This is a genomic window from Serratia entomophila (genome assembly GCF_021462285.1).
Lineage (GTDB): Bacteria > Pseudomonadota > Gammaproteobacteria > Enterobacterales > Enterobacteriaceae > Serratia > Serratia entomophila.
Genome location: NZ_CP082787.1, coordinates 784580 through 809144, shown reverse-complemented (window position 1 = coordinate 809144; position 24565 = coordinate 784580). Strand labels below are relative to the sequence as shown.

25 protein-coding genes are annotated in these 24565 nt (G+C 59.3%); 7 read left to right on the top strand and 18 right to left on the bottom strand.

Translation table 11 applies throughout. The annotated features are described in order from the left end of the window. Positions 1-6 precede the first annotated feature (6 nt). The 6 genes from chbG to KHA73_RS03720 form a co-directional block, all read right to left on the bottom strand. The gene (chbG, locus tag KHA73_RS03745) at positions 7-768 is read right to left on the bottom strand and encodes a chitin disaccharide deacetylase (protein WP_234589077.1); all 762 of its coding nucleotides are present in this window, start codon (positions 766-768) and stop codon (positions 7-9) included. Positions 769-905: 137 nt separating this feature from the next. After that, the gene (gene chbR / locus KHA73_RS03740) at positions 906-1754 is read right to left on the bottom strand and encodes a transcriptional regulator ChbR (RefSeq protein WP_234589069.1); all 849 of its coding nucleotides are present in this window, start codon (positions 1752-1754) and stop codon (positions 906-908) included. A 14-nt stretch (positions 1755-1768) separates the two neighbouring features. Continuing rightward, positions 1769-3154, bottom strand: a complete 1386-nt coding sequence (locus tag KHA73_RS03735; RefSeq protein ID WP_234589067.1) for a glycoside hydrolase family 1 protein — start codon at positions 3152-3154, stop codon at positions 1769-1771. Positions 3155-3198: 44 nt separating this feature from the next. After that, on the bottom strand, positions 3199-4560 hold the full coding sequence (gene chbC, locus KHA73_RS03730; protein WP_234589066.1) for a PTS N,N'-diacetylchitobiose transporter subunit IIC: 1362 nt from the start codon (positions 4558-4560) through the stop codon (positions 3199-3201). A 10-nt stretch (positions 4561-4570) separates the two neighbouring features. Next, positions 4571-4888 carry a PTS sugar transporter subunit IIB gene (locus KHA73_RS03725; protein ID WP_234589064.1) on the bottom strand — a complete coding sequence of 106 codons (318 nt, stop codon included), beginning with the start codon at positions 4886-4888 and terminating at the stop codon, positions 4571-4573. 457 nt (positions 4889-5345) lie between these two features. Beyond that, complete coding sequence (locus tag KHA73_RS03720; protein WP_234589062.1) at positions 5346-6239, bottom strand: LysR family transcriptional regulator; 894 nt, start codon at positions 6237-6239, stop codon at positions 5346-5348. A 106-nt stretch (positions 6240-6345) separates the two neighbouring features. Here KHA73_RS03720 and KHA73_RS03715 point away from each other — a divergent pair, with 106 nt between their 5' ends. The 4 genes from KHA73_RS03715 (at position 6346) to mutS (ending at position 12038) form a co-directional block, all read left to right on the top strand. Next, a complete protein-coding gene (locus KHA73_RS03715; RefSeq protein ID WP_234589060.1) occupies positions 6346-7146 on the top strand; it encodes an SDR family NAD(P)-dependent oxidoreductase in 801 nt (266 codons plus the stop codon). 12 nt (positions 7147-7158) lie between these two features. Continuing rightward, positions 7159-8130 carry an aldo/keto reductase gene (locus KHA73_RS03710; RefSeq protein WP_234589051.1) on the top strand — a complete coding sequence of 324 codons (972 nt, stop codon included), beginning with the start codon at positions 7159-7161 and terminating at the stop codon, positions 8128-8130. A gap of 53 nt (positions 8131-8183) precedes the next feature. Then, positions 8184-9176 (top strand): NHL repeat-containing protein, encoded by a 993-nt coding sequence (locus tag KHA73_RS03705; protein ID WP_234589041.1) that lies wholly within the window; start codon positions 8184-8186, stop codon positions 9174-9176. 306 nt (positions 9177-9482) lie between these two features. Next, on the top strand, positions 9483-12038 hold the full coding sequence (mutS, locus tag KHA73_RS03700; protein ID WP_234589039.1) for a DNA mismatch repair protein MutS: 2556 nt from the start codon (positions 9483-9485) through the stop codon (positions 12036-12038). Between the two features lie 78 nt (positions 12039-12116). Here the strand turns inward: mutS and rpoS are convergent, their stop codons facing one another. The 8 genes from rpoS to ftsB all read right to left on the bottom strand — a co-directional run bounded on the left by rpoS (position 12117) and on the right by ftsB (position 18423). Beyond that, complete coding sequence (gene rpoS, locus KHA73_RS03695) at positions 12117-13115, bottom strand: RNA polymerase sigma factor RpoS (RefSeq protein WP_234589037.1); 999 nt, start codon at positions 13113-13115, stop codon at positions 12117-12119. Positions 13116-13168: 53 nt separating this feature from the next. Next, entirely contained in the window at positions 13169-14170 is a 1002-nt protein-coding gene (nlpD, locus tag KHA73_RS03690; protein ID WP_234589028.1) for a murein hydrolase activator NlpD, read from the bottom strand. A 324-nt stretch (positions 14171-14494) separates the two neighbouring features. After that, positions 14495-15121: a protein-L-isoaspartate(D-aspartate) O-methyltransferase gene (locus KHA73_RS03685; protein WP_234589026.1), complete on the bottom strand. Its 627-nt coding sequence runs from the start codon at positions 15119-15121 to the stop codon at positions 14495-14497. After that, positions 15115-15876, bottom strand: coding sequence for a 5'/3'-nucleotidase SurE (gene surE / locus KHA73_RS03680; RefSeq protein WP_234589024.1), 762 nt, complete (start codon positions 15874-15876; stop codon positions 15115-15117). The genes KHA73_RS03685 and surE overlap by 7 nt, the downstream gene beginning before the upstream one ends. After that, positions 15857-16903, bottom strand: coding sequence for a tRNA pseudouridine(13) synthase TruD (gene truD, locus KHA73_RS03675; RefSeq protein ID WP_234589022.1), 1047 nt, complete (start codon positions 16901-16903; stop codon positions 15857-15859). The genes surE and truD overlap by 20 nt, the downstream gene beginning before the upstream one ends. A gap of 4 nt (positions 16904-16907) precedes the next feature. Continuing rightward, the gene (gene ispF, locus KHA73_RS03670; protein ID WP_004950274.1) at positions 16908-17381 is read right to left on the bottom strand and encodes a 2-C-methyl-D-erythritol 2,4-cyclodiphosphate synthase; all 474 of its coding nucleotides are present in this window, start codon (positions 17379-17381) and stop codon (positions 16908-16910) included. A gap of 10 nt (positions 17382-17391) precedes the next feature. Then, positions 17392-18099: a 2-C-methyl-D-erythritol 4-phosphate cytidylyltransferase gene (gene ispD / locus KHA73_RS03665; RefSeq protein ID WP_234589020.1), complete on the bottom strand. Its 708-nt coding sequence runs from the start codon at positions 18097-18099 to the stop codon at positions 17392-17394. Positions 18100-18102: 3 nt separating this feature from the next. Beyond that, positions 18103-18423, bottom strand: a complete 321-nt coding sequence (gene ftsB / locus KHA73_RS03660) for a cell division protein FtsB (protein ID WP_234589018.1) — start codon at positions 18421-18423, stop codon at positions 18103-18105. Positions 18424-18826: 403 nt separating this feature from the next. On the opposite strand from ftsB, the gene KHA73_RS03655 reads away from it, so the two are divergent. From KHA73_RS03655 to KHA73_RS03645, 3 genes are all read left to right on the top strand, one after another. After that, on the top strand, positions 18827-19597 hold the full coding sequence (locus KHA73_RS03655) for a basic amino acid ABC transporter substrate-binding protein (RefSeq protein ID WP_234589017.1): 771 nt from the start codon (positions 18827-18829) through the stop codon (positions 19595-19597). Between the two features lie 100 nt (positions 19598-19697). Then, positions 19698-20417 carry an amino acid ABC transporter permease gene (locus KHA73_RS03650; RefSeq protein WP_234591181.1) on the top strand — a complete coding sequence of 240 codons (720 nt, stop codon included), beginning with the start codon at positions 19698-19700 and terminating at the stop codon, positions 20415-20417. Further along, positions 20401-21123 carry an amino acid ABC transporter ATP-binding protein gene (locus tag KHA73_RS03645; RefSeq protein WP_234589015.1) on the top strand — a complete coding sequence of 241 codons (723 nt, stop codon included), beginning with the start codon at positions 20401-20403 and terminating at the stop codon, positions 21121-21123. The genes KHA73_RS03650 and KHA73_RS03645 overlap by 17 nt, the downstream gene beginning before the upstream one ends. A gap of 51 nt (positions 21124-21174) precedes the next feature. Here KHA73_RS03645 and KHA73_RS03640 read toward each other — a convergent pair whose 3' ends face one another. The 4 genes from KHA73_RS03640 to cysD form a co-directional block, all read right to left on the bottom strand. Next, complete coding sequence (locus KHA73_RS03640; RefSeq protein WP_234589006.1) at positions 21175-21492, bottom strand: DUF3561 family protein; 318 nt, start codon at positions 21490-21492, stop codon at positions 21175-21177. A gap of 84 nt (positions 21493-21576) precedes the next feature. Continuing rightward, entirely contained in the window at positions 21577-22269 is a 693-nt protein-coding gene (gene cysC, locus KHA73_RS03635) for an adenylyl-sulfate kinase (RefSeq protein ID WP_234589004.1), read from the bottom strand. Continuing rightward, complete coding sequence (cysN, locus tag KHA73_RS03630) at positions 22208-23635, bottom strand: sulfate adenylyltransferase subunit CysN (protein WP_234589002.1); 1428 nt, start codon at positions 23633-23635, stop codon at positions 22208-22210. The genes cysC and cysN overlap by 62 nt, the downstream gene beginning before the upstream one ends. Positions 23636-23646: 11 nt before the next feature. Continuing rightward, on the bottom strand, positions 23647-24555 hold the full coding sequence (cysD, locus tag KHA73_RS03625; RefSeq protein ID WP_234588994.1) for a sulfate adenylyltransferase subunit CysD: 909 nt from the start codon (positions 24553-24555) through the stop codon (positions 23647-23649). Positions 24556-24565 lie beyond the last annotated feature (10 nt).

The following is a 24565-nucleotide window of genomic DNA, read 5'->3' as shown; positions in this document are numbered from 1 at the left end:
GCGTGATTACAGATCGCGGAACGATCCCAGCCGGTAACCGCGCTCGGCGATCGCCGCTTTCAGCGTGGGTGATGTCAGCACGTCCACCTCGGCGAGCCGGGGATAGCAGTACTTGCTCGCCAGTATCGCCCGGTCGAGAAAGGCCGGATGACACATCATCTCCACCGAGTTGACGCCCTGCCGGTCGGCATGCGCCAGTACCTGCAGGAACAGCGCCTCCGAGATAGCCTCCCCGTAGAAGCCGGCCTCGAAGGCTTCGGTGCTGTGCGGGTAGCGCAGCTGGATGCCGCGCTGCCGGGCTTCGTCGCGGCCGATGCGCAAGGGGATGGAATGGGCCTCGGCGAATGCCTCTACCAGCGGGTAGATCTGCGGCAGCATGTGCGCATGATGGTGGCTGTCGATATGGCTCGGCGGCTGGCCGAACAGCGCCACAAACCGATCGAACTGGCACTGCAGTTCAAGCTGGATTTCCTCCAGCGCCAGCGGGCCGGACTCGGCTTTGGCCCACAGCCATTTGCCCAGTTCGCCCTGTTCATTGACCAGCGAGGCCAGGGCGCTCAGCGGGCGGCCGTGGGTCAGCACAAAATGCAGGCCGATAGGCAAACCCGGGCACGCCCGGCTGAGCGCAGCCGCGTGCTGCGCCCCTTCCCCGTTCACCATCGCGGTGGTTGAGGAAACAACCCCGTAGTGAAACGCCTCGATAACGCCATAATTCTGGCCCTTGCTCAGGCCAAAATCGTCGGCATTCACTATCAGTAACTTTTCCATTTAGGCACTCGCTTAACACATTTTGGGCAAAAGAATGCCGTCCGTCAGGCGCGGCATGCTCGTTCGCTTAGAAAAATTATTTCATCAGGCGTATGGCGGCCTGATGCTGTCGGCGTTGATGCTTATCGGGATCGGCCCTAAATAGGGCCGTAGAACTTTTTTCGGTAATTGCCCGGGGTCACGTCGGTGAGCCGTTTAAAGTTTTTAATAAACAGGCTTACGTCGCCGTAGCCGGAGTCGAAGGCGATATCCGCAACCGAATAGTTGGTGACTTCAAGCTGTGTTTTGGCGAAGTTGATGCGAATTTCATTAATCACCTGCATCGGCGTTTTCTGGTAGTAACGACGCATTGCCCGGGTCAGGTATTCCTGCGTTTTCCCCGAAAGCTCGACCATATTCAGCAGCGCCTTTTCACCGAACATCGCTTTATCATGCATGCCCGCCAACGTGTTCTTCAGCCATTGAGGGATCGCATCCCCTTCGTCAGCCTCTTCCTTATAATGGCGAATGCGGCTGATGACATAAAAGGTCAGGGTTTCCAGAAACTCGGCAAAATCGTCCTCGCGGAACTGCGGTGAGCCGACCACCGACTCGATATAAGCCAGAAATTCGCTCCTCAGGCTGTAAGCCTGCGAGGCGACAAAGCAACGTGGCAGCTGCTGCAGATAGTGTTCTTCGAAGAACACCTTGCTGACCGCCACGTTGAAGATTTTCGCCGCGCCGAACTCATAAAAACTCTGGTGGCGCGAGCCTATCGGAATAAAGACAAAGTCTCCGCGCTCCAACAGTACCCGCTTGCCGTTGATCTCCTGATAGCATTTGCCGCTCAGAACGATGGTGAACTCATAATAATCGTGCTGATGCAGCCCGGTGGCGCTCTCCACCTTGTTATAGATAAACAGGTGGAAATCTTTGCAGTTGAAAAAATCCTGCTCACGAATCAGCTTAACGTCGCCCGCATTCAGCGAAACCAGATCCTCAGACACAGCAAGCTCCCCCGTTAGTCAAAGCCGTTTTTCCTGGCCGTCTCGGCAAACCAGTAGCCGCTTTTTTTAATGGTGCGCCGCTGGCTCGCCAGTTCCAGCCGCACCAACCCATAACGATTTTTGTAGGCGTTCAACCAGGACCAACAATCGATAAAGGTCCATAAATGGTAACCTTTGCAGTTCGAGCCTTCCTCCAGCGCCCGATGCAGCCACTGCAAATGCTCGCGAATGAAATCGATGCGGTAGTCGTCTTCCACCCGGCCGTCGGCGCCGATAAACGCCTCTTCACCCTCAACGCCCATGCCGTTTTCCGAAATATAGCAGGGCAGGTTGCCGTAGTTTTCCTTGAGATCCATCAGAATGTCATACAGCCCTTGCTCATAGATTTCCCAGCCGCGATGTGGATTTATCTTGCGGCCCGGCATGGCATAGTAACTGAACAGATCCTCCGGTAAAGCGATCGCCTCCCCAGGCCGATAGCCCTCTTTCGCCATCACCCGGCGCGGCTGGTAGTAATTGACACCCAGCAAATCCACCGTGCCGGCGGCGATCAGCTGCGCATCCTGCGGTTCGCAGTGCGGCAACAGCCCATGCCGTTCCAGCAGCGCGAGCAACGCCGCCGGATAACGCCCCTTAGTGACCGGATCGAGGAAGCTTTTATTCAGCAGCAGATCGGCATGGTGCGCGGCCAGCAGGTCTTCTTCCGAACCTGAACGCGGATAGGTCGGGCTCAGATTCAGGATAATCCCGATGGTTCCCGTTTGCCCCAGCGCCCGGTAGTGCCCCACCGCGGTGGCGTGCGCCAGCACGCTGTGATAGGCCACCGTCACCGCCCGCCGGAAGTCCACCACGCACGGGTAGTGCAGGTCGTTCAGGTAACCGGCCTCCACCGGCACAATGGGTTCGTTGAAGGTGAACCAGTGCTGCACCCGATCGCCGAACAGGCTGAAGCAGGTTTTGGCATAGCGCCCATAGGCCGCGACCACTTCCCGGCTTTCCCAGCCGCCTCGCTGTTGCATGCACAGCGGCATGTCGAAGTGGTAGAGGTTGATGAAGGGGGTGATGCCCTCGGCCAGCAGGCCGTCGATCAGTTGGTTGTAAAAGGCCACCGCCTGCGGGTTCACTTCGCCATCACCGTCCGGGATAAGCCGGGACCAGGATATCGAGGTCCTGAAACTGTTGTGGCCCAGGGTTTTCAGCAGCCGAATATCGTCGCCAAAACGATCGTAAAAGGTCGAGGCTTCGGCTGGGCCGACCCGGTTATGGAAGCGCTCGGGGGCAATCTCATACCAGTAATCGAAGATGTTGCGGCTCTTGCCGTCGCGGGCGGCTGCACCTTCGGACTGCGGCGCGGAAGTGGCGCTTCCCCACCAAAAATCGCCGGCAAATTGATAGTTCATCCACGCATCCTCAAGGGGCGGCCATAGCCGCCCCGTCTTGACGGTTAGAATTTCAGCGCCCTGGCGATGTCTTCTTCGCTTTCGGTCGCCTCATCGATCTGGCTCTGCGCCTTGTTGGAAATCATCACGAACGGCAGATAAATCACGGTAGCTACCGCCAGGTTGAAGAAGCTCAGCAGCATGGCGACCACGCTGCCATTGGTGTTGAAGAACGCGCCAAGCCCGACCGGCATGGTCCAGGGAGCGATGTTGGTGATCGGTGGGATCAGCCCGGTGTAGTAAGCCAGCGTGGTGATGATGGTCAGCACCGGCTGTACCAGGATGAACGGAATAAACATCACCGGGTTCATGATCACCGGCAGACCGAACAGAATGGGTTCGTTGATCTGGAAGATGCCCGACGGCGTAGCCAGCTTGGCCACCTGGCGATAGTCTTCCCGGCGCGAAGCAATGAAGATGGCGATAATCAGCCCCAGCGTCGAACCGGTGCCGCCCAGATAAATATAGGAATCGACGAACGGCTTGGCCCACATGTGGAATTCTTTGCCGGCGGCCACCGCGGCCTCCACCGAACCGTACTTGTTGTAAAGCTCGACGTTTTCCAGCGCGAACGGCGTCATGATGCCGCTGTCCAGCGCCGCCAGCGCCATCGAGCCGTGCACCCCGAAGAACCACAGCAGCGAGGAGAACATCACGTATACCCAGCCCACCACGCTGCCCATCTTCGCCAGCGGCGCCGAGATGCTGTCCATAATGATCTGGTGGAAGTTGGTGCCCCACAGCGTCAGGCAATAGGCCAGCACCCCCATGATGGAGAGAATGACAAAACCGGGGATCAGCGCCGAGAAAGAGCGCGAGACCGAAGCGGGTACGCTGTCCGGCAGGCTAATCACCCAGTTGCGCCGCACGATAAAGGTAAACATCTCGGCGACCACCAGGCCGATCACCATGCCGGAGATGATATTGGCGCCGCCCAGCCAGTTCGCGCCCACCGCATAGGCTTCGCCGACGCTGAACGGGGTGACGGTCATAAAGGCCGCCACCGCCAGCAGCGCCGCCGCCAGGGGATCTACCTTGCGTTCTTCCGCCAACGCCATGCTGATAAAGAACGGCGTCATCAGCGACATGATGCCCAGGGTGCCGTTGTAGACGCTGCCGCCGATGCTCTTCAGCCCGTTCAACGTTTCGATGGTGGAGGCGTCGAGGCGCACGCCCAGAGAAAAGAAGAAAGATCCTTCGCCAAAGCTCAGGAACACGTTGTTGATCAACACGAACATCGCGCCGGTCAAGGTCAGCGGCATTAAACGGATAAATCCGTTCTTGATGGCGTTAACGTGGGGCTGCTTGCCGATTTTCACGGCAAACGGCAGTATCACCTTCTCAAGCGAGGCAATTAAGGTATTCACGGCCGCCCCCTTACTGGTTAGCTTTTTTGATGGAGGCCACCGCCGCCTTCAGTACTCCAAGGCCGTCGACCTTGCCGTACAGCAGCGGGTCGATCACCTCGACGGGCTTGTTCGGCAACTGTTTTTGCACTTCCGGCAACGTATAGGCAATCTGCGGCCCCAGCAGGATCAGATCCGCTTCGACGCCCTTCTCCGCAGCCAGCGCTTCCGGATAAGCGGCGATGATCACCGGCACTTCGTATTTCTCGGCCTGCGCTTTCATTTTGGAAACCAACAGAGAAGTGGACATACCGGCAGAACAAAACAGATAGATTTTTTTCTTTTCCATACCAAGCACCTCAAGATAATCAAAAAAACCCCGTGTCATTTGTATGCCAGATGCAATCACGATTGCCTCACGCACATTCCTTATGAAATTTCCGTTACGTTGCCCTGGTTGCCGACAGTATACGGAGACAGCGAAGCGGGCAGGTAAGCCAGCGGCCAATAGAATCGTCTATCATTGACCTGGCGGATTGACCCTCTTCACATTTCACATAAAAAAATAGTGTGACTGACCTCTCAAATAACCCTTAAAAACCAAAGCCGACCGTCAAAAATCAACAAATAACAATTATAAACAATATGTTAAAAACACACAGTATATTTATGGATTAATATGAGCGCCGGGGCCATCGCCCGCCTATGGATGAATATTGAATAGTTTACCCTTGATTAGACGGCATCTTGAGGGAGAGAGATTCAGCAGGGGAAGGCAAAACGCGCCGGGCCGCAATACCGCGACTTCAGCCTGGGAAACGCAGCATATCTATTACCGTGGTTAAAGCCACCGGGTGGTTTCTGCGGTTGGGATAATACAGATAGAACCCCGGGAATGACGGGCACCAGTCCGCCAGCACCCGCTCCAGGCGCCCGGTGGCAAGATGCTCCGCTACCTCGTCCTCGATGGCGAAGGCGATGCCGGCATGCGCTAACGCCGCCTGCTGCATCAGCCTGCCGTCATCGAGTATCAGCGAACTGTTTACCGCGACTGAAAGTATCTTATCTCCTTGGCGAAACTCCCATTTGTAGAGTTCGCCTGAAGAGATTTTACGCCATCCTATGCAGCGATGGTTTAACAGATCGCTTGGCGTATCTGGTCTCCCAGAGCGTTGGAAGTATTCCGGTGTCGCGACAATGGCCAGCCGCAGATCCGGCGACACTCGTACCGCACGCATGTCGTTGTGCAGGTCTTCTCCCAGCCGGATACCGGCATCAAAACCTTGTTCGACGATGTTGGCAAACCCCTCCTGCGCCACGATCTCCAGCGAGATGCCGGGGTAATCGCGAGCCAATTTCCCCAAATGCGGCAACAGCACCAGCTCGATCGCCGAACGGGAAGCATTGATCCGCACCAGCCCACGCGGCTGCTCGCGAAAGGTGTTCAGACTTTCCAACGCAGCGTCGATATCGGTAAACGCGGGCATCAATCTGGCCAGCAGATGCTCACCGGCTTCGGTCGGCGAAACGTTGCGCGTGGTTCGATTCAATAACCGCAGGCCGACCTGCTCTTCCAGCTCACGCATCGTGTGGCTGAGGGTTGGCGGGGTAACGCCAAGCCGGGCGGCGGCGCGCCTGAAGCTGCGCTCATTGGCGATCGCCACGAAAGCCGCCAGGCCGGACAATTCGAGTTTCTTCATTGGATTGATACGAATAATTTAATAGTGAAATGAATTTTTAACGGATAGTTATCTTTTTCGCAACAACATAGCATGGCGGTGTGATCAATAACCCGGAATCCATACCATGACTACACATGCTGATTCAGCTCACACCGTGCAAAAACGTTTGGAAGGAAAGGTTGTCCTGGTGACCGGCGGGGGTACCGGCATCGGGCGCGCGGCCGTGCTGGCCTATGCCCGCGCCGGGGCGAAAGTCGCGCTGGCGGGTCGCCGCTCCGCAGAGATCGAGGCCGCCGCCCATGACGTGGTGCAGGCGGGCGGAGAAGCGCTGGCGGTGGTGGCCGACGTTTCGCGGGAAGAAGATATCCGCCGCCTGATCGCAACGGTGAGCGGCCACTACGGCAGGCTGGACGTCGCGTTCAACAACGCCGGCATTCTCGGTAACTTTGCGCCCATTACCCAGCAAAGCAGCGCTGATTTCGATGAGGTGATCGCCATCAATCTTCGCGGCGTTTGGCTCTCGGTCAAATACCAGATTGAGACGTTCCTGGCGCAAGGTGCCGGCGGTGCCATCATCAACACGTCTTCCTGGCTCACCCACGGAGCACTCGCCGGTTCATCGAGCTACTCCGCCAGCAAAGGGGCGCTCGACGCGCTGATCCGCGCGGTGGCGCTCGAATATAGCGGCCACGGCATCCGCATCAACAACATCAACCCCGGCATCATCGAAACGCCGATGGCGCACAGCAGCGTCACCGATGCCAGCGCTTTCGCGCCCTTTATCACCCACACCCCCGCCGGGCGCATGGGCCAACCGGAAGATATCGGCGATGTGGCGGTCTGGCTGGCGACGGACGAGGCCCGCTTTATCACCGGCCAAAGCCTGCTGGTGGACGGCGGTTACACCATCGCCGGCTCACGCTGAGGGGGCCAGGCGATGAACTACGTCCGCCTCGGCCACAGCGGCCTGAAGGTTTCCCGGATCTGTCTGGGATGCATGACCTACGGCGATCCGGCCTGGCGCCCCTGGGTGTTGGAAGAGGACCAGGCTCGCCCTTTCATTCAGCAAGCGCTGGAGGCCGGCGTTAACTTTTTCGATACCGCCAATATCTACTCGGCGGGCGAAAGCGAACGCATTATCGGCCGCGCCCTGCGAGATTTTGCGCGCCGCGATGACATGGTGATCGCCACCAAGGCGTTCTTTCCAATGGACGAATCCCCCAACGGCCGGGGCCTGTCGCGCAAGCACCTCATTCACAGCGTCGAAGCGTCGCTGCAGCGGTTGGGCACTGACTATATCGACCTGTTCGTGCTGCACCGGTTCGACCCCGAAACGCCGATCGAAGAAACCGCCGAAACGCTCGACGCCCTGGTGCGTGCGGGCAAGATCCGCTACCTGGGCGCCTCCTCCATGCACGCCTGGCGCTTTATGAAAATGTTGGATTTTCAGAGGCATAACCGATTGGCTACGTTTATTTCGATGCAAAGCCAATACAACCTGGTCACGCGTGAGGACGAGGAGGAATTGATCCCCCTGTGCCAGGAGGAAGGCATTGGCCTGACGCCCTGGTCACCCCTGGCGCGCGGCCTGCTGGCGGGCGCCGGGCAATCCGGCACCCTGCGCGCCCGAACGGATGAGCAAGCCCCGCAGTGGTATGGCGGTCGCAGCGAAGTGGATCAATCCATCGCCGCGGTGGCAAAGGTGGCCGCCGCACGCGGCGTGTCGCCGGCGCAAATTGCGCTCGCCTGGCTGTTGGCCAGAAAAGGCGTAGCGTCCGCCCTGGTTGGCATGTCGCGGCCGCACCACCTGCAGGACGCCGTCGAAGCGCTTTCCCTCAGGCTGTCGGATGGAGAAATGACGTCGCTCGAAGCGCCCATGCAACAACGCCTGCCCATCCGTCGCTGGTAACTTCCGCCCGATGGGAAAGCCGCGCGACTTCCCCTTACCACAGGAGAGACTCGATGCCATATGCGATAACACCCTTCCCCGCGCGGGCTGCCCTGCTGGCCTTGCTGCTGGCCATCGCAGCCCCGGCGACGTCCGCGCCGGCCGCCTGCGCCCCTGCCACCATGACATTGCCGCCGGGGGCACTCTACCCCAACGGCGTCGCCCGCGCAGCCGACGGCACGCTGTATGTCGGCCTGGTTACCAGCGGGCGCGTTCTGCGCAAACGTCCGAACGAAGACTGGCAGACCTTCTTCCCCGGCGCCGAGACGGTATTCGCTTCAAACGCCCTGAGGCTGGATGAACGGCATGGCCTGCTGTGGGGAAACTCGCCGGATTTCCTGTCGGGCGGAAAACCGCGCGCAAATCGCATTTACGCCCTGAATGTCGCGGATGCCACGCTCAACCGCAGCCTGCCGCTACCGGCAGGCGAAATGGGCAACGATATCGTGCTCGGCGCAGACGGCACGGTCTACGTGACGGAAACCAAAGGCGGCGGCATCCTGCGGCTGCGGCCGGGCGAGCCGAAATTCCGGACGCTGTATCGCGACGACAGGTTGACGGCGCCCAGCGGCCTCGGCGCCGCCGGCATAGTGATCCTCGATGACACACTGATGGCGATCGCCAATTTCGGCACCGGCAGGCTCTACACCCTCAGCTACGGGGATGCCCGGCCTGCGCTGGCCGAAATTACGTTGCCGCGCACCATAGAAAACCCGGACGGCATGGGGCTGGCACCGGACGGCGCGCTGATCGTGCTTGAAAATGCCATCAGCAGCGGCCAGGGCAGGATCCTGCGCATTGCCGCGCCGGGCGCGGCGGGCATGCACCATATCGAGGTTATTCGAGAAGGCCTGGAGTCGCCGGTCAATGTGGCCGTCACGCCGCAGGGCTGCGCCTTTGTCACTGAATCACGCATTCGCCACCGCCTGTTGCCGGGGCACGAAACCGAAGTGCCCGACAGTTTCCACATCTACCAACTTCCCCTGCCGTTATCTCGCGCTCAATGACAGCGCCGCCCCATGGGCGGCGGCTTTCTCCGCGGCCATCGGCTGCAAAACCTCGTTGCCATTGCAAGCCAACTTTGCGTAAGGCTCCCAATTTTTACCTGTGACAGCCGATTGCCCGCTGGGCTAGTATAAGCGTCAGTAAAAGGTCTGGGCGTTTCGTTGCGCCGTTTGGCCCTTTGATTAATTGATGGGCGTTGCACGGCAACCGCCAAACCGCGTGATTTTTTGTGAAACGATGTGGCAGCGAATGACGACAATCAAAATCGCAATTAACTTTACATTCAATGGATTGGAAACAGTAATCTTATGAATAGCACCGACAAGCTCGATTCGCACACGCCAATGATGCAGCAGTACCTGCGCCTCAAGGCGCAGCACCCCGAAATTCTGCTGTTCTACCGCATGGGCGACTTCTATGAGCTGTTTTATGACGACGCCAAACGCGCGTCGCAGCTGCTGGATATCTCCCTGACCAAGCGCGGCGCTTCGGCGGGCGAGCCTATCCCGATGGCCGGCGTGCCGCACCACGCGGTGGAGAACTATCTGGCCAAGCTGGTGCAGCTCGGCGAATCCGTCGCGCTGTGCGAACAAATCGGCGATCCGGCCACCAGCAAAGGGCCGGTCGAACGCAAGGTAGTACGCATCGTCACCCCAGGCACCATTACCGACGAAGCCCTGCTGCAGGAGCGCCAGGATAATCTGCTGGCGGCTATCTGGCAGGATGCGCGCGGTTTCGGCTACGCCACGCTGGACGTCAGCTCCGGCCGCTTCCGCGTCGCCGAACCGCAGGATCTGGAAACCATGGCCGCCGAGCTGCAGCGCACCAACCCTGCCGAGCTGCTGTACCCGGAAACCTTCGAGCAGATGGCGCTGATCGAACAGCGCCACGGCCTGCGCCGCCGCCCGCTGTGGGAATTCGAACTGGAGACCGCGCGCCAGCAGCTCAACCTGCAGTTCGGCACCCGCGATCTGACCGGCTTTGGCGTAGAACAGGCGCATCAGGCGCTGCGCGCCGCCGGCTGCTTGCTGCAATACGTCAAAGATACCCAGCGCACCTCGCTGCCGCATATCCGCGGCCTCACCATGGAGCGCCAGCAGGACGGCATCATCATGGACGCCGCCACACGCCGCAACCTGGAGCTGACCCAGAGCCTGTCCGGCGGCAGCGACAATACGCTGGCGGCGATCCTCGATCGCACCGTTACGCCAATGGGCAGCCGCATGCTGAAGCGCTGGCTGCACATGCCAACCCGCGACATCAAGGTGCTGAACGATCGCCAGCAGGCGATCGGCGCGTTGCAGGATCTGTATGGCGATCTGCAGCCTTCGCTGCGGCAGGTTGGCGATCAGGAACGCATTCTGGCGCGCCTGGCGCTGCGCACCGCCCGCCCACGCGATCTGGCGCGCATGCGCCACGCCTTCCAGCAGTTGCCGGATATTCGGCAGTTGCTGCAAAACGTAGAAACCCCGCACGTGCAGCATCTGCTGTCGCAGGTCGGCCAGTTCGATGAGCTGCTGGATCTGCTGGAGCGCGCGGTGGTCGAATCCCCGCCGGTGCTGGTGCGCGACGGCGGCGTTATCGCCCCGGGATACAACAGCGAACTGGACGAATGGCGCGCGCTGGCGGATGGCGCCAGCGATTACCTGGATCGGCTGGAAATTCGCGAACGCGAAAAGCTGGGCCTCGATACTCTGAAAGTCGGCTTCAACGGCGTGCATGGCTATTATATTCAGGTCAGCCGCGGCCAGAGCCATTTGGTGCCGATCCATTACGTGCGCCGCCAGACGCTGAAAAACGCCGAGCGCTACATCATTCCCGAGCTGAAAGAGTACGAAGACAAGGTTCTGACCTCCAAAGGCAAGGCGCTGGCAATCGAGAAAGGCCTGTACGACGAACTGTTCGATCTGCTGCTGCCGCATCTGGCGGAGCTGCAGCAAAGCGCTTCCGCCCTGGCCGAGTTGGACGTGCTGGCCAACCTGGCCGAACGCGCCGATACCCTGAACTACGCCTGCCCAACCATGAGCGAACAGCCGGGCATCCGCATCACCGAAGGCCGCCACCCGGTGGTGGAGCAGGTGCTGAGCGAACCCTTTATTTCCAACCCGCTCTCGCTGTCGCCGCAGCGCCGCATGCTGATCATTACCGGCCCGAACATGGGCGGTAAAAGCACCTATATGCGCCAAACGGCGTTGATAGTGCTGATGGCGCACATCGGCAGCTATGTACCGGCCGCCAAGGCCAGCATCGGCCCGGTGGACCGCATCTTTACCCGCGTCGGCGCGGCGGACGACCTGGCCTCCGGCCGCTCCACCTTCATGGTGGAAATGACCGAAACCGCCAATATCCTGCACAACGCCACCGAACACAGCCTGGTGCTGATGGATGAGATTGGCCGCGGCACCTCCACCTACGACGGTTTGTCGCTGGCCTGGGCTTGCGCCGAAAATCTGGCCAGCCGCATCAAGGCCATGACGCTGTTCGCCACCCACTACTTCGAGCTGACCACCCTGCCGGAGAAAATGGAAGGCGTGGTCAACGTGCATCTGGATGCGCTGGAGCACGGCGACACCATCGCCTTTATGCACAGCGTGCAGGACGGCGCGGCGAGCAAAAGCTACGGCCTGGCGGTTGCCGCCCTGGCAGGCGTACCGCGCGATGTTATCAAGCGTGCGCGCCAGAAGCTGCGTGAGCTGGAGTCAATCTCCAACCACACCGCCGCCGGCACCGTGGACGCGACCCAGATGACGCTGTTGAATGAGGAAACTCCGCCGGCGGTAGAAGCGCTGGAGGCCTTGGATCCGGATTCTCTGTCGCCGCGCCAGGCGCTGGAGTGGCTCTACCGGCTGAAGAACATGTTGTGATCCACCCCGGATCGCAGGCATAAAAAAACGGTGAGCATAATGCTCACCGTTTTTATTTGATGCGGTCAATCGCCGGCGTTACTCGCGGAACAGCGCCTCAATACTCAGGCCCTGCATCTGCAGAATTTCACGCAGGCGGCGCAAACCTTCTACCTGGATCTGACGGACACGTTCACGCGTCAGGCCAATCTCCCGGCCCACGTCCTCCAGCGTCGCCGCTTCGTAGCCCAGCAGGCCGAAACGCCGCGCCAACACTTCGCGCTGCTTGGCGTTCAGTTCAAACAGCCACTTGACGATGCTCTGTTTCATATCATCGTCTTGCGTAGTGTCTTCAGGCCCGTTGTCTTTCTCGTCGGCCAGAATGTCCAGCAACGCCTTCTCTGAATCGCCGCCCAGCGGCGTATCAACCGAAGTGATGCGCTCGTTGAGGCGCAGCATGCGGCTGACGTCATCAACCGGCTTGTCGAGTTGCTCGGCAATCTCTTCAGCGCTCGGTTCATGATCCAGTTTGTGAGAAAGCTCGCGCGCGGTGCGCAGATAGACGTTCAGTTCTTTGACGATGTGGATAGGCAAACGAATGGTACGGGTTTGGTTCATAATCGCCCGTTCAATCGTCTGGCGGATCCACCAGGTTGCGTATGTGGAGAAACGGAAACCGCGTTCTGGGTCAAACTTTTCCACCGCGCGGATCAGGCCGAGGTTGCCCTCCTCAATCAGATCCAGCAGCGCCAGGCCGCGATTGCTATAGCGGCGGGCGATTTTCACCACCAGCCGCAGGTTGCTTTCGATCATGCGGCGGCGGGACGGCACGTCACCGCGCAGAGCACGCCGCGCAAAATAGACCTCTTCCTCTGCGGTAAGCAGAGGCGAATAACCGATCTCACCCAGATAGAGCTGCGTCGCATCCAATACACGTTGGGTAACGCCTTGAGACAACAGCTCTTCTTCCGCTAAATCATTCTCGCTGGCCTCTTCTTCTACCAGCGCTTTTTCATCAAATGATTCAGCTTCAGTTCCATTCTCGTCGAAATCCGCATCATCATGTAACTCGTTAACTTTCAGCGTATTTTGGCTCATAAGCTGCTCCTACCCGTGATACCGCGAGCAGAATACAGCGTATTCTGCCCAATCTATCGCTGCGGAAGATAACGCAGCGGGTTTACGGATTTCCCCTTGTAACGAATTTCAAAATGCAAACGTACTGAACTGGTTCCGGTGCTACCCATGGTGGCTATTTTTTGACCCGCCTTCACTTCTTGTTGTTCCCGGACCAGCATTGTGTCGTTGTGAGCGTAGGCGCTCAGGTAATCATCATTGTGTTTGATGATGATTAGATTACCGTAACCCCGTAAAGCATTGCCTGCATACACTACGCGGCCATCGGCGGTAGCGAAGATAGGCTGCCCACGGGAACCGGCGATATCGACACCCTTATTCCCACCTTCTGATGAGGAAAAGTTATCAATAATCTTACCGTCAGTCGGCCATCTCCAGCTACTTACCGGATCGCTGTTGCTGACGGTGCTGCTCGCTGGTGGAGCGGCTGCCGGGGCGGTAACAGGCGCTGCCGCGGTCCCAACCGCTACGGCTCCTGCTGCAGGTAACATCTTACCTACATTCTGTTTACCCGAATTATCAGAATACGCGTTAGTTGATGGAGAATCAACCGTCGCAGTTTGTATCTGAGAGCTGGACGGCGGCTTAGGAACGCCCCCTTTAGTGGCGTCGGTCGCCGCCAGCATGCCGCCGTTTCCGTTGGCAGAACCATTACCAAGTTGAATGCTTTGGCCAACATTCAGACTGTAAGGTTCGGGAATATTATTGCGCTGCGCCAGATCACGGAAATCGTTGCCGGTGATCCAGGCGATGTAGAATAACGTATCGCCGCGCTTGACCGTATAGGTGTTGCCGCTGTAGCTCCCTTTGGGGATAGACTCGTAGCTGCGATTGTAGACAATCCGGCCTTCAGGGCTGCTGGCCTGCTGCGAGGCGGCATTGCCGGCGTTGCCGGATGCGGCAGATCCACCGCCGCCCACGCTACTGATAGGGGCTGATGTCGACGCATCATTCGTACAACCCGCCAACCACAAACTTACCATCGTACACACCGCAACCCGGCGTAAAGTAATCATTGGGCTTCCCGTGCTCATGCTTCCCCCATCACAGCAATATCAGCGATATATCCAAAATCCCCTTTACATCGTAGCTGAGCTTTTACCACTCTCTCAGTTTCTGCGATGAAAAGGCGCCCCAGCCGATCCCTGAACGCCAGGTGATCTCCTGCCGAGGCATCAAACAGCGCGCCAATGCTAACCACATTAGCGCCGCCGCACCATAAGACAACTACGCAGAAAGGCAATTGTATTGAAAATTAGTCTTATTGGAACAATAAAACCTTATCCAGACGTTATGAAAGTGCAACAGATTTCGCGGGCGACTGAAAAATCAGACAATCGCTAGGCCAGTTCGCCTTTCACCAGCGGCACGAAACGCACCGCTTCAACGGCGTCGACGACAAACTCATTGCCGTGGCGCTGGATACGTTTGAGGGTTTGGGCCTGTTCGCCCACCGGCAGCACCAGAATGCCGCCATCGTCCAGCTGTTCCACCAGCGCCTGCGGGATTTCCGGCGGTGCGGCGGTGACGATGATCGCGTCGAAGGGGCCGCGCGACGCCCAGCCCTGCCAGCCGTCGCCGTGGCGGGTGGATACGTTGTGCAGATCGAGCTGCTTCAGGCGGCGCTTGGCCTGCCATTGCAGGCCCTTAATACGCTCTACGGAACAAACATGCTGGACAAGATGCGCCAGAATGGCGGTTTGGTAACCGGAGCCGGTGCCAATCTCCAACACCCGCGAGGTGGGCGTCAGATTCAGCAGCTCGGTCATGCGCGCCACCATGTAGGGCTGAGAAATGGTTTGGCCGGAGCCGATAGGCAGCGCGGTATTTTCATAGGCCTTGTGGTCAAGCGCCTCGTCAACAAAGCGTTCTCGCGGCACCGCTTCGATCGCCCGCAGCAACCGCTCGTCCCGGATCCCCTGCTGACGCAGCTGCGTCAGCAATGTTTGCATGCGCTTGTTCACCATTCCCCGCTAACCTCAGCTTTGGTTAACCACGTTTGCACAACCTCCTGGGCCGCATAGGCGGTTAAATCCACCTGCAGCGGCGTGATCGCCACGTAGCCCTGTTCCACCGCCGCGAAGTCGGTGTCCGGCCCGGCATCAAACTTATCACCCGGCGGCCCGATCCAATAGAGATTTTGACCGCGCGGATCCTGCTGGCAAAACACCTTATCGGCGGGATGGCGGCTGCCGCAACGGGTTACGCGGATACCTTTAATCTCATCCAACGGCAGATCCGGCACGTTGATATTCAAAATTTTGCCGGTGCGCAGCGGCTCGCGCTGCAGCGCGCGCAATATGCGACAGGTGATGGCCGCCGCGGTGGCGTAATGCCGGTGGCCGTTCAGCGACACCGCCAGCGCAGGCAGGCCCAGATGGCGGCCTTCCATCGCCGCCGCCACGGTACCGGAATAGATGACGTCGTCGCCGAGGTTCGGGCCGGCGTTGATGCCGGAAACCACGATATCCGGCGCCGGGCGCATCAGCGCATTGGCCCCCAGATACACGCAGTCGGTCGGCGTACCCTGTTGCACCGCAATGTCGCCATTGGCCAACGTCAGGGTGCGCAGCGGCGAGTCCAGCGTCAACGCATTGGAAGAACCGCTGCGATTGCGGTCCGGCGCGACGACCTGCACCTCGGCGAATTCCCGCAGCGCCGCCGCCAGCACCTGAATGCCCGGGGCGGTAACGCCATCATCATTACTCAGCAATATCCGCATCACTGTTATCCTGCTGCATGATTTCGCGAACGACGCTGGTGGCGAAGCTGCCTGCCGGCAGCCAAAAGCGCAATTCCACGGTGACATCATCCCACCAGTTCCACAGCATATTTTGCGGCTGTAACAGCAGGGCCCGGCGAGCGGGTTCAACGCGCTCGCGCTTTAAAAGCGTAAGCAATTCCGGCTGCTCCGCCAAGCATTGTTGTTCAAATTTCAACGCTTCCCCGGCGGTGCCTGGTTCGCCATCCCCCGGCAACGGGGCGGTAACGGCCAATTCACCGGCATCCAGGCGTTGCTGCAGCGTCTCCAGTTCATCCGCCTTGGCGACGAACCAGCTGCCGCGGCCGCTGAGCTGCAGGGCATCGCCCTCCAGCACGGTGCGCTGCAGGCCGTCGGCCAGGCGGCGGCTGGCGGTCTGATTGAACAACGCGCTGCGGCTGGCCGAAAGATAGAAGCTGCGCTTGCTGCGCTCTTTGACGCGAATGTCGTCATTCGCCCAACGGCGCGCCATCACCAGGTTATTGCCGCCGCGGCCGAAACGCTGGCTGCCGAAGTAGTTCGGCACGCCGCCCGCGGCAATCGCCTGCAGCCGCCGTTCAACCTCATCACGGTCGGAGATTTGGCGCAATACCAGCGTAAAGGCGTTGCCTTTCAGCGTGCCGATACGCATTTTGCGCAGGTGGCGCGCGTAGGTCAGCACTTCGCAGCCTTCCAGCGCAAACTGGGAAAAATCGGGCGTTTCCTTACCCGGCAGATGCAAACAGAACCACTGCTCGGTCACCGCGTGGCGATCTTTCAACCCTGCATAGCTGACGGAACGGGCATGAATGCCGGCGAAACGCGCCAGATAATCCGCCACGAACTGGGTATTGCAGCCGTTCTTGCGGATGTTTACCAGCACGTGTTCACCTTCGCCATCCGGTTCAAAACCCAGATCTTCCACCACCACGAAATCTTCCGGGTTCGCTTTCAGCACGCCGCTGCTCTGTGGCCGGCCGTGCAGCCAGGTCAGGTTAGCCATGTCCATGCGGTTATTCCTTGATCAACAAGGCAACCGCTTCGCAGGCAATGCCCTCGCCGCGCCCGGTGAAGCCGAGCTGTTCGGTGGTGGTGGCTTTGACGTTAACGTCGTCCATATGGCACTGCAGGTCTTCCGCCAGGAAGATGCGCATCTGCGGGATATGCGGCGCCATCTTCGGCGCCTGGGCGATAATGGTGATATCCAGGTTGCCCAGACGGTACCCCTTGGCGCGAATGCGTTTCCAGGCCTCACGCAGCAGCTCGCGGCTGTCGGCGCCCTTGAACGCCGGATCGGTATCGGGGAACAGCTTGCCGATATCGCCCAGCGCCGCAGCGCCCAACAGGGCATCGGTCGCCGCATGCAGGGCGACATCGCCGTCGGAGTGGGCCAGCAAACCTTTTTCGTAAGGGATGCGAACGCCACCGATCACCAGCGGCCCTTCGCCACCAAATTTATGTACGTCAAAACCGTGACCGATACGCATGATGCGCTCCTTAGTTGTCCAACTGAGTCAAATAGAACGCCGCCAGCGCCAGGTCCTCCGGCCGCGTTACTTTAATATTGTCCGAACGCCCGCTCACCAGCAGCGGATGATAACCGCAGTGTTCCAGCGCCGAGGCTTCGTCGGTGACGGTCGCGCCTTCGTCCAGCGCGCGTTGCAGGCACTGCTTGAGCAATGCCAGCGGGAACAGCTGCGGCGTCAACGCATGCCACAGGTCCTGGCGCTCGACGGTGTGTGAAATCGCGTTCTGGCCGGGCTCGGCACGCTTCATGGTGTCGCGCACCGGCGCGGCGAGTATGCCGCCGACCTTGCTGTGTTCGGTTATCGCCAGCAGGCGCTCGAGATCATCGGCGTGCAGGCAGGGGCGCGCAGCATCGTGCACCAGCACCCACTGCGCATCCCCCGCCAGCTTCAGGCCGGCCATTACCGAGTCGGCGCGCTGCCGGCCGCCGACTGCGACGCTTATCCGAGGATCCCGGGCAATCGGCAGCTGTTCGAACTGGCGGTCTTCGGGGCCAATGGCCACAATCACCCGCTGAATGCACGGGTGGCGCAGCAGCGCGTGAATAGCGTGTTCAAGGATGCTGTGTTGGCCGATGGTGAGGTACTGTTTCGGGCAGTCCGCCTGCATACGGCTGCCGACACCGGCAGCGGGCAGGACGGCAATCACCGATGGAAAGGTTCCTGCGGAGTGATTCATGCGTTATTTTTGTACGTTATTTTGCGAGGAGGACGCCGCGTTGCGTCTGGATTGGTCAGGAACCAGACGATAGAAGGTCTCACCGGGCTTAATCATGCCCAGTTCATTACGCGCACGCTCTTCGATCGCTTCCTGACCACCGTTCAAATCATCAATTTCGGCAAACAGCTGATCGTTACGCGCTTTCAATTTGGCATTGTTGCCCTGCTGGGCCGCAACGTCCTCATTGACTCGCACATAATCGTGAATACCATTTTTGCCCAGCCACAGTGAATACTGTAACCAACCGAGCAATGCCAGCAATAGCAGCGTAAGTTTTCCCATCTCCGCCCCCTGAAAAACCGACCAATCATCCCACAACTTTTCGTTGGACTCCACACTGAGAGCGGCTTTTCAGCGCCAAATTCAGAATACGGATGAGTATTTCCTGAGTTTATAACCTAAATCCGCCGCGAAAGCGGCAAAAAAAGCCACTTTGGCCGCAGAAAAACGCCGTGCCCGTCCAACCATCGCCTCTCTACCCAAAGCAGGTTATGCAGTAATAAAAACTGGATCGCCGTCATTTTGCCAACGCTTACGCCAAAGCCATAGCAAAACTGCATACTTAGCACCTTTAGAAAGTTAATCATCATGATAAGGTTGTGTTTTCATTCATTGGAGCTTATTTTTATGCACTGGTAGTGCATAAATAAACTCATTATATAACTTTTAATTATCGGGGATCGTGATGTTAAAACCTTTAGTTCTGATAGGCGCCTGTCTGGCTGCCGCCCTGTCCATGCCCGCTCTGGCGGCTGAACCTACCTACGTAGTCGGCTCCGGCGGCACCTATCGCCCGTTCGAATTCGAGAACAGCCAAAAGCAGCTGGAAGGTTTTGACATCGACATCATCAAAGCGGTGGCCAAAGCGGAAGGATTCCAGGTCAAGCTGGTCAACACCCCGTGGGAAGGCATCTTTGCCACGCTGAACTCCGGCGATCGCGACATCATCATTTCCGGCATCACCATCACCGACAAGCGCAAGCAGATGGTGGACTTCTCGGCGCCCTACTTCCCGGCAGAGCAGACCATCGTGGTGCCTAAAGATTCCAAGGTGGACTCAATCGCCGCGCTGAAAGCGCTGAAGGTCGGCGTGGTGAACTCCAGCACCGGCGACATCGTGGTATCCGATGCATTGGGAAAAAACAGCACCGCTATCAAACGTTTCGACAATACGCCGCTGATGTTGCAGGAATTGTATGAGGACGGCATCGGCGCCGCGGTCGGCGACGTCGGGGTAGCCAAGTTCTACATCAAGACCCACCCGGAGAAAGAGTTCAAGCTGGTATCCGACGCCAGGTTCGAGCGCCAATACTTCGGCATCGCCGTCGCCAAAGGCAACGACGAGCTGCGCAGCAAGATTGACGCCGGCCTGAAGAAAATCGTCGCCGACGGAACCTACGCCAAAATCTACCAAAGCTGGTTCGACAGCAACGTGCCGACGCTGCCGGCTGAATAATCGCCTGGCGCTGCTCAGTGCAGTAGCCTCAACACTCTTAAATAAGGATCAGACCTTGAATTTCCGTTGGGAGATCATCCAGGAATACGCCCCGCTGTTTATGGAAGGCGCCTGGATGACCATCAAATGCACCATTATTTGCGTGCTGCTGGGCACCACCTGGGGGCTAATCCTCGGGTTGGGCCGCCTGGCGCAGGCGCCGCACGGCATCTGGAAACCTATCCTGCACTACGGCGTTCAGTGGCCGGTGCGCATCTACATCAGCGCCTTTCGCGGCACGCCGCTGTTTGTGCAAATCATGGTGGTACACTTCGCGCTGGTACCGCTGTTTATCAACCCGCGCGACGGCCTGCTGGTCACCAACGGCCTGATGAGCAGCGATTTCGCCCGCGCGCTGCGCTCCGACTACGGCGCATTCCTGTCCTGCGTGGTGGCGATTACGCTCAACGCCGGGGCTTACGTCTCGGAGATCTTCCGCGCCGGCATCCAGTCTATCGATCGCGGCCAGATGGAGGCCTCCCGTTCGCTGGGCATGAGCTACGGCAAAACCATGCGCAAGGTGATCCTGCCGCAGGCTTTCCGCCGCATGCTGCCGCCGCTGGGCAATAACGCCATCGCCATCGTCAAGGATTCGTCACTGGCTTCCGCCATCGGCCTGGCCGATCTGGCCTACGCCGCCCGCACCGTTTCCGGGGCCTACGCCACCTACTGGGAGCCCTACCTGACCATCTCGCTGGTCTACTGGGTCATCACCTTCCTGCTCTCGCTGATGGTGCAACATATGGAAAAGAGGTTCGGTAAAAGTGATTCGCGTACATAACCTGCAAAAGCAATTCGGCGCAAGCCACGTGCTGCGCGGCATCTCCTGTGAGATAGCGCCGAACGAAGTGGTGTGCATCATCGGCCCGTCCGGTTCGGGCAAAAGCACCTTTCTGCGCTGCATCAACGCGCTGGAGACGCTGTCCGGCGGCGAGATCGACGTGAACGGCTTCGCCATTCACCGGCAGAAAACGGATCTGAACAAGATGCGCGAAAGCGTGGGCATGGTGTTTCAGCGTTTTAACCTGTTCCCGCACATGACGGTGTTGGAAAACATCATCATGGCGCCGATGGGCGTGAAAAAACTGCCGCGTGCAGCGGCCATCGAACGCGCCGAGCTGTTGCTGCGCAAGGTTGGCCTGCTGGACAAGATCGACGCCTACCCCAACAGCCTGTCCGGCGGCCAACAGCAGCGGGTGGCTATCGCCCGCGCGCTGGCGATGGAGCCGAAGATCATGCTGTTCGATGAGCCGACCTCGGCGCTCGATCCCGAGCTGGTGGGCGAAGTGCTGGCGGTGATGAAATCACTGGCGCACGAAGGCATGACCATGGTGGTGGTAACGCATGAAATGGGCTTCGCCCGCGAAGTGGCGGACCGGGTGCTGTTTATCGATCAGGGGATCATTCAGGAGGAAGGGACGCCGCAGCAGATTTTCAGCCATCCGGGCAACCCGCGCACCCAGGCGTTTCTAAGCAAAGTTTTGTAACCTTCAGCACCGCATTGCAATCCCTCGGGCGCCATCACGGCGCCCGTGGTTTCACCAACCGGTCAGGAAGCTGAACACCAGCCAGAACAGGCACAGCACGATGGCGCCGGTCAGCAGCAGGGTCAAAATCAACCGTCCGCGCAGCAACATGCTGAGCGCAATGCCGATCAGCACCGAAACCGGCATCAGCGCCAGGAAGAAAGGCCAGGTATAGAGCAGAAAGAACAGGGTATTGGAGCCGTAGACCAGGAAAGGCACTGCAAACGCCAGCCAGTAAAAAGCAAAGCCGCAGACACCGCCCAGGAAAGAATAAGAGGGTTCCTCTTTATCCTGTTTTGAGTCAATCAAGATAGGCGTGACATTTTGCATAGTAATCCCTGGTTATTCGGCACGCTCTGCGGCGGGCTTCGAGTAAAAAGCGCATGGCGCAAAACGCCACACGCTTTTTTGAATTCAGGGTTTGATAATAGCCTGACCACGCAGCACGTCTAACAATTGCGCAATCAAATTTGTTACCAATTGTTGGCCATCCAGGTGAATATCCGGCCGCTGCGGCGCCTCGTAAACCGCATCGATTCCGGTGAAGTTTCGCAGTTCGCCGGCGCGCGCTTTTTTGTACAATCCCTTGGGATCGCGCGCTTCGCAAATCGCCAGCGGCGTATCTACGAACACCTCGATAAAGCGATTCTCGTCGAGCATTTCACGCACCATCTGCCGTTCGGCGCGGTGCGGCGAAATGAACGCGGTCAGCACCACCAGCCCGGCGTCGACCATCAGCTTGGCCACTTCCCCGACCCGGCGGATGTTCTCGCGGCGGTCATCGTCGGAGAACCCCAAATCGCGGCACAGGCCGTGGCGCACGTTATCGCCGTCCAACAGATAGGTGCTGACGCCCAGCGCATGCAGCGCCTGCTCCAGCGCCCCGGCGACGGTGGATTTGCCCGAGCCGGACAGCCCGGTAAACCACAGCACCGCGCCCTTATGGCCGTTGCGCGCCTCGCGGTCCGCCCGCGCCACTGCGTGCGGATGCCAGACTACGTTTTCATCATCCGGCCCGGTCGGCCGCAGCTCGCCTTCCGCCACCTTATTTCCCCCCGAGCAGGTCACGCGCGCCCCAGTGCGGGAAGTGCTTGCGCACCAGCGCATTCAGTTCCAGCTCGAAAGCGCTGAACTCGCCGGCTTGCCCCTGAGCACCCTGCAGCGTTTCGCGGATCAGGCCGGCACCGACCGTCACGTTGCTCAGGCGATCGATAAAGATCAGCCCACCGGTGTCGTGGTTGCTCTGGTAACTGTCCAACACCAGCGGCTCGTCGAAGGTCAGCTCCACCAGGCCAATGCCGTTCAGCGGCAACGTATCCGCCTGATGCTGCGCCAGCGAGTTGATCTCCACCTGGTGACGAATGCCCTCAACCCGCGCGCGGGTCTTCTTGCCGGCCACCTTGATGTCATAACTTTGGCCCGGCAGCAGCGGCTGCTCGGCCATCCACACCACGTCCACCAGCGCGCTCTGCGCCGCCTTCAGGGTTTCGCCGGCGTCGACCAGCAGATCGCCGCGGCTGATGTCCACTTCATCCTTCAGCACCAGCGTAATGGCTTCGCCCGGCACCGCCTCTTGCAGATCGCCGTCGAAGGTGACGATGCGCGCCACGGTGGATTCCACGCCGGATGGCAGCACCTTCACGCGTTGCCCCACCCGCACCACGCCGGCGGACAGCGTGCCGGCATAGCCGCGGAAATCAAGGTTCGGGCGGTTGACGTACTGCACCGGGAAACGCAGCGGCTGGGTTTCCCGCTCGCTGATCACGTCCACGCTCTCCAGCACTTCCAGCAGCGTCGGGCCGCTGTACCAAGGCATGTGCGCGCTTTCGCTCGCCACGTTGTCGCCGTCCAGCGCCGAGAGCGGCACGAACTTGATGTCCAGATCGTTCGGCAACTGCTGAGCAAAGCTCAGGTAATCCTGTTTGAACTGCTCGAACACCGACTCCTGATAATCCACCAGATCCATTTTGTTCACCGCCACCACCAGATGACGAATGCCCAGCAGGGTGGCGATAAAGCTGTGGCGGCGGGTCTGATCCAGCACCCCTTTGCGCGCGTCAATCAGCAGGATCGCCAGATCGCAGGTAGAAGCGCCGGTGGCCATGTTGCGGGTGTACTGCTCATGCCCCGGGGTGTCGGCGATGATAAATTTGCGTTTTTCGGTCGAGAAATAGCGGTAGGCCACGTCGATGGTGATGCCCTGCTCGCGCTCGGCCTGCAGGCCATCCACCAGCAGCGCCAGATCGAGCTTTTCGCCCTGGGTGCCGATGCGCTTGCTGTCGCTGTGCAGCGTAGACAGCTGATCTTCGTAGATCTGGCGGGTGTCGTGCAGCAAGCGCCCAATCAGGGTGCTCTTGCCGTCGTCGACGCTGCCGCAGGTCAGAAAGCGCAGCAGGCTTTTATGTTGCTGTGCGTGCAGGTAAGACTCGACTCCGCCCTGTTCAGCGATTTGTTGTGCAATTGCGTTGTTCATCCGGCGGCTCCTCAGAAATACCCTTGACGCTTTTTCAGCTCCATCGAGCCGGACTGATCGCGGTCGATCATCCGTCCCTGGCGCTCACTGGTGGTGGAGATCAGCATCTCTTCGATGATCTCCGGCAGCGTTTGCGCCGCCGAGTCCACCGCGCCGGTCAGCGGCCAGCAGCCCAGGGTGCGGAAACGCACCATACGCTGGCTGATCACTTCGCCCGGCTGCAGATCGATGCGATCGTCGTCCACCATCAGCAGCATGCCGTCGCGCTCCACCACCGGGCGCGGTTTCGCCAGATACAGCGGCACGATGTCGATCTTTTCCAGGAAGATGTACTGCCAGATATCCAGCTCGGTCCAGTTCGACAGCGGGAAGACGCGGATGCTTTCCCCCTTGTTGATCTGGCCGTTGTAGTTGTGCCACAACTCCGGCCGCTGGTTTTTCGGATCCCAGCGGTGGAAGCGATCGCGGAAGGAATAGATGCGCTCCTTGGCGCGCGACTTTTCTTCGTCGCGGCGGGCGCCGCCAAAGGCCGCGTCGAAGCCGTACTTGTTCAACGCCTGTTTCAGGCCCTCGGTTTTCATGATGTCGGTATGCTTGGCGCTGCCGTGCACGAACGGGTTGATGCCCATCGCCACCCCTTCCGGGTTTTTGTGCACCAGCAGTTCAAAACCGTACTCTTTCGCCGTGCGATCGCGGAACTCGTACATTTCGCGGAACTTCCAGCCGGTGTCCACGTGCAGCAGCGGAAACGGCAGCGTGCCGGGGAAGAACGCCTTGCGCGCCAGGTGCAGCATCACCGAGGAATCTTTGCCGATGGAGTACAGCATCACCGGGTTGCCGAATTCAGCGGCGACTTCACGGATGATATGGATACTCTCCGCCTCCAATTGCCGCAAATGAGTGAGTCGTTTTTCGTCCATAACAGATCCT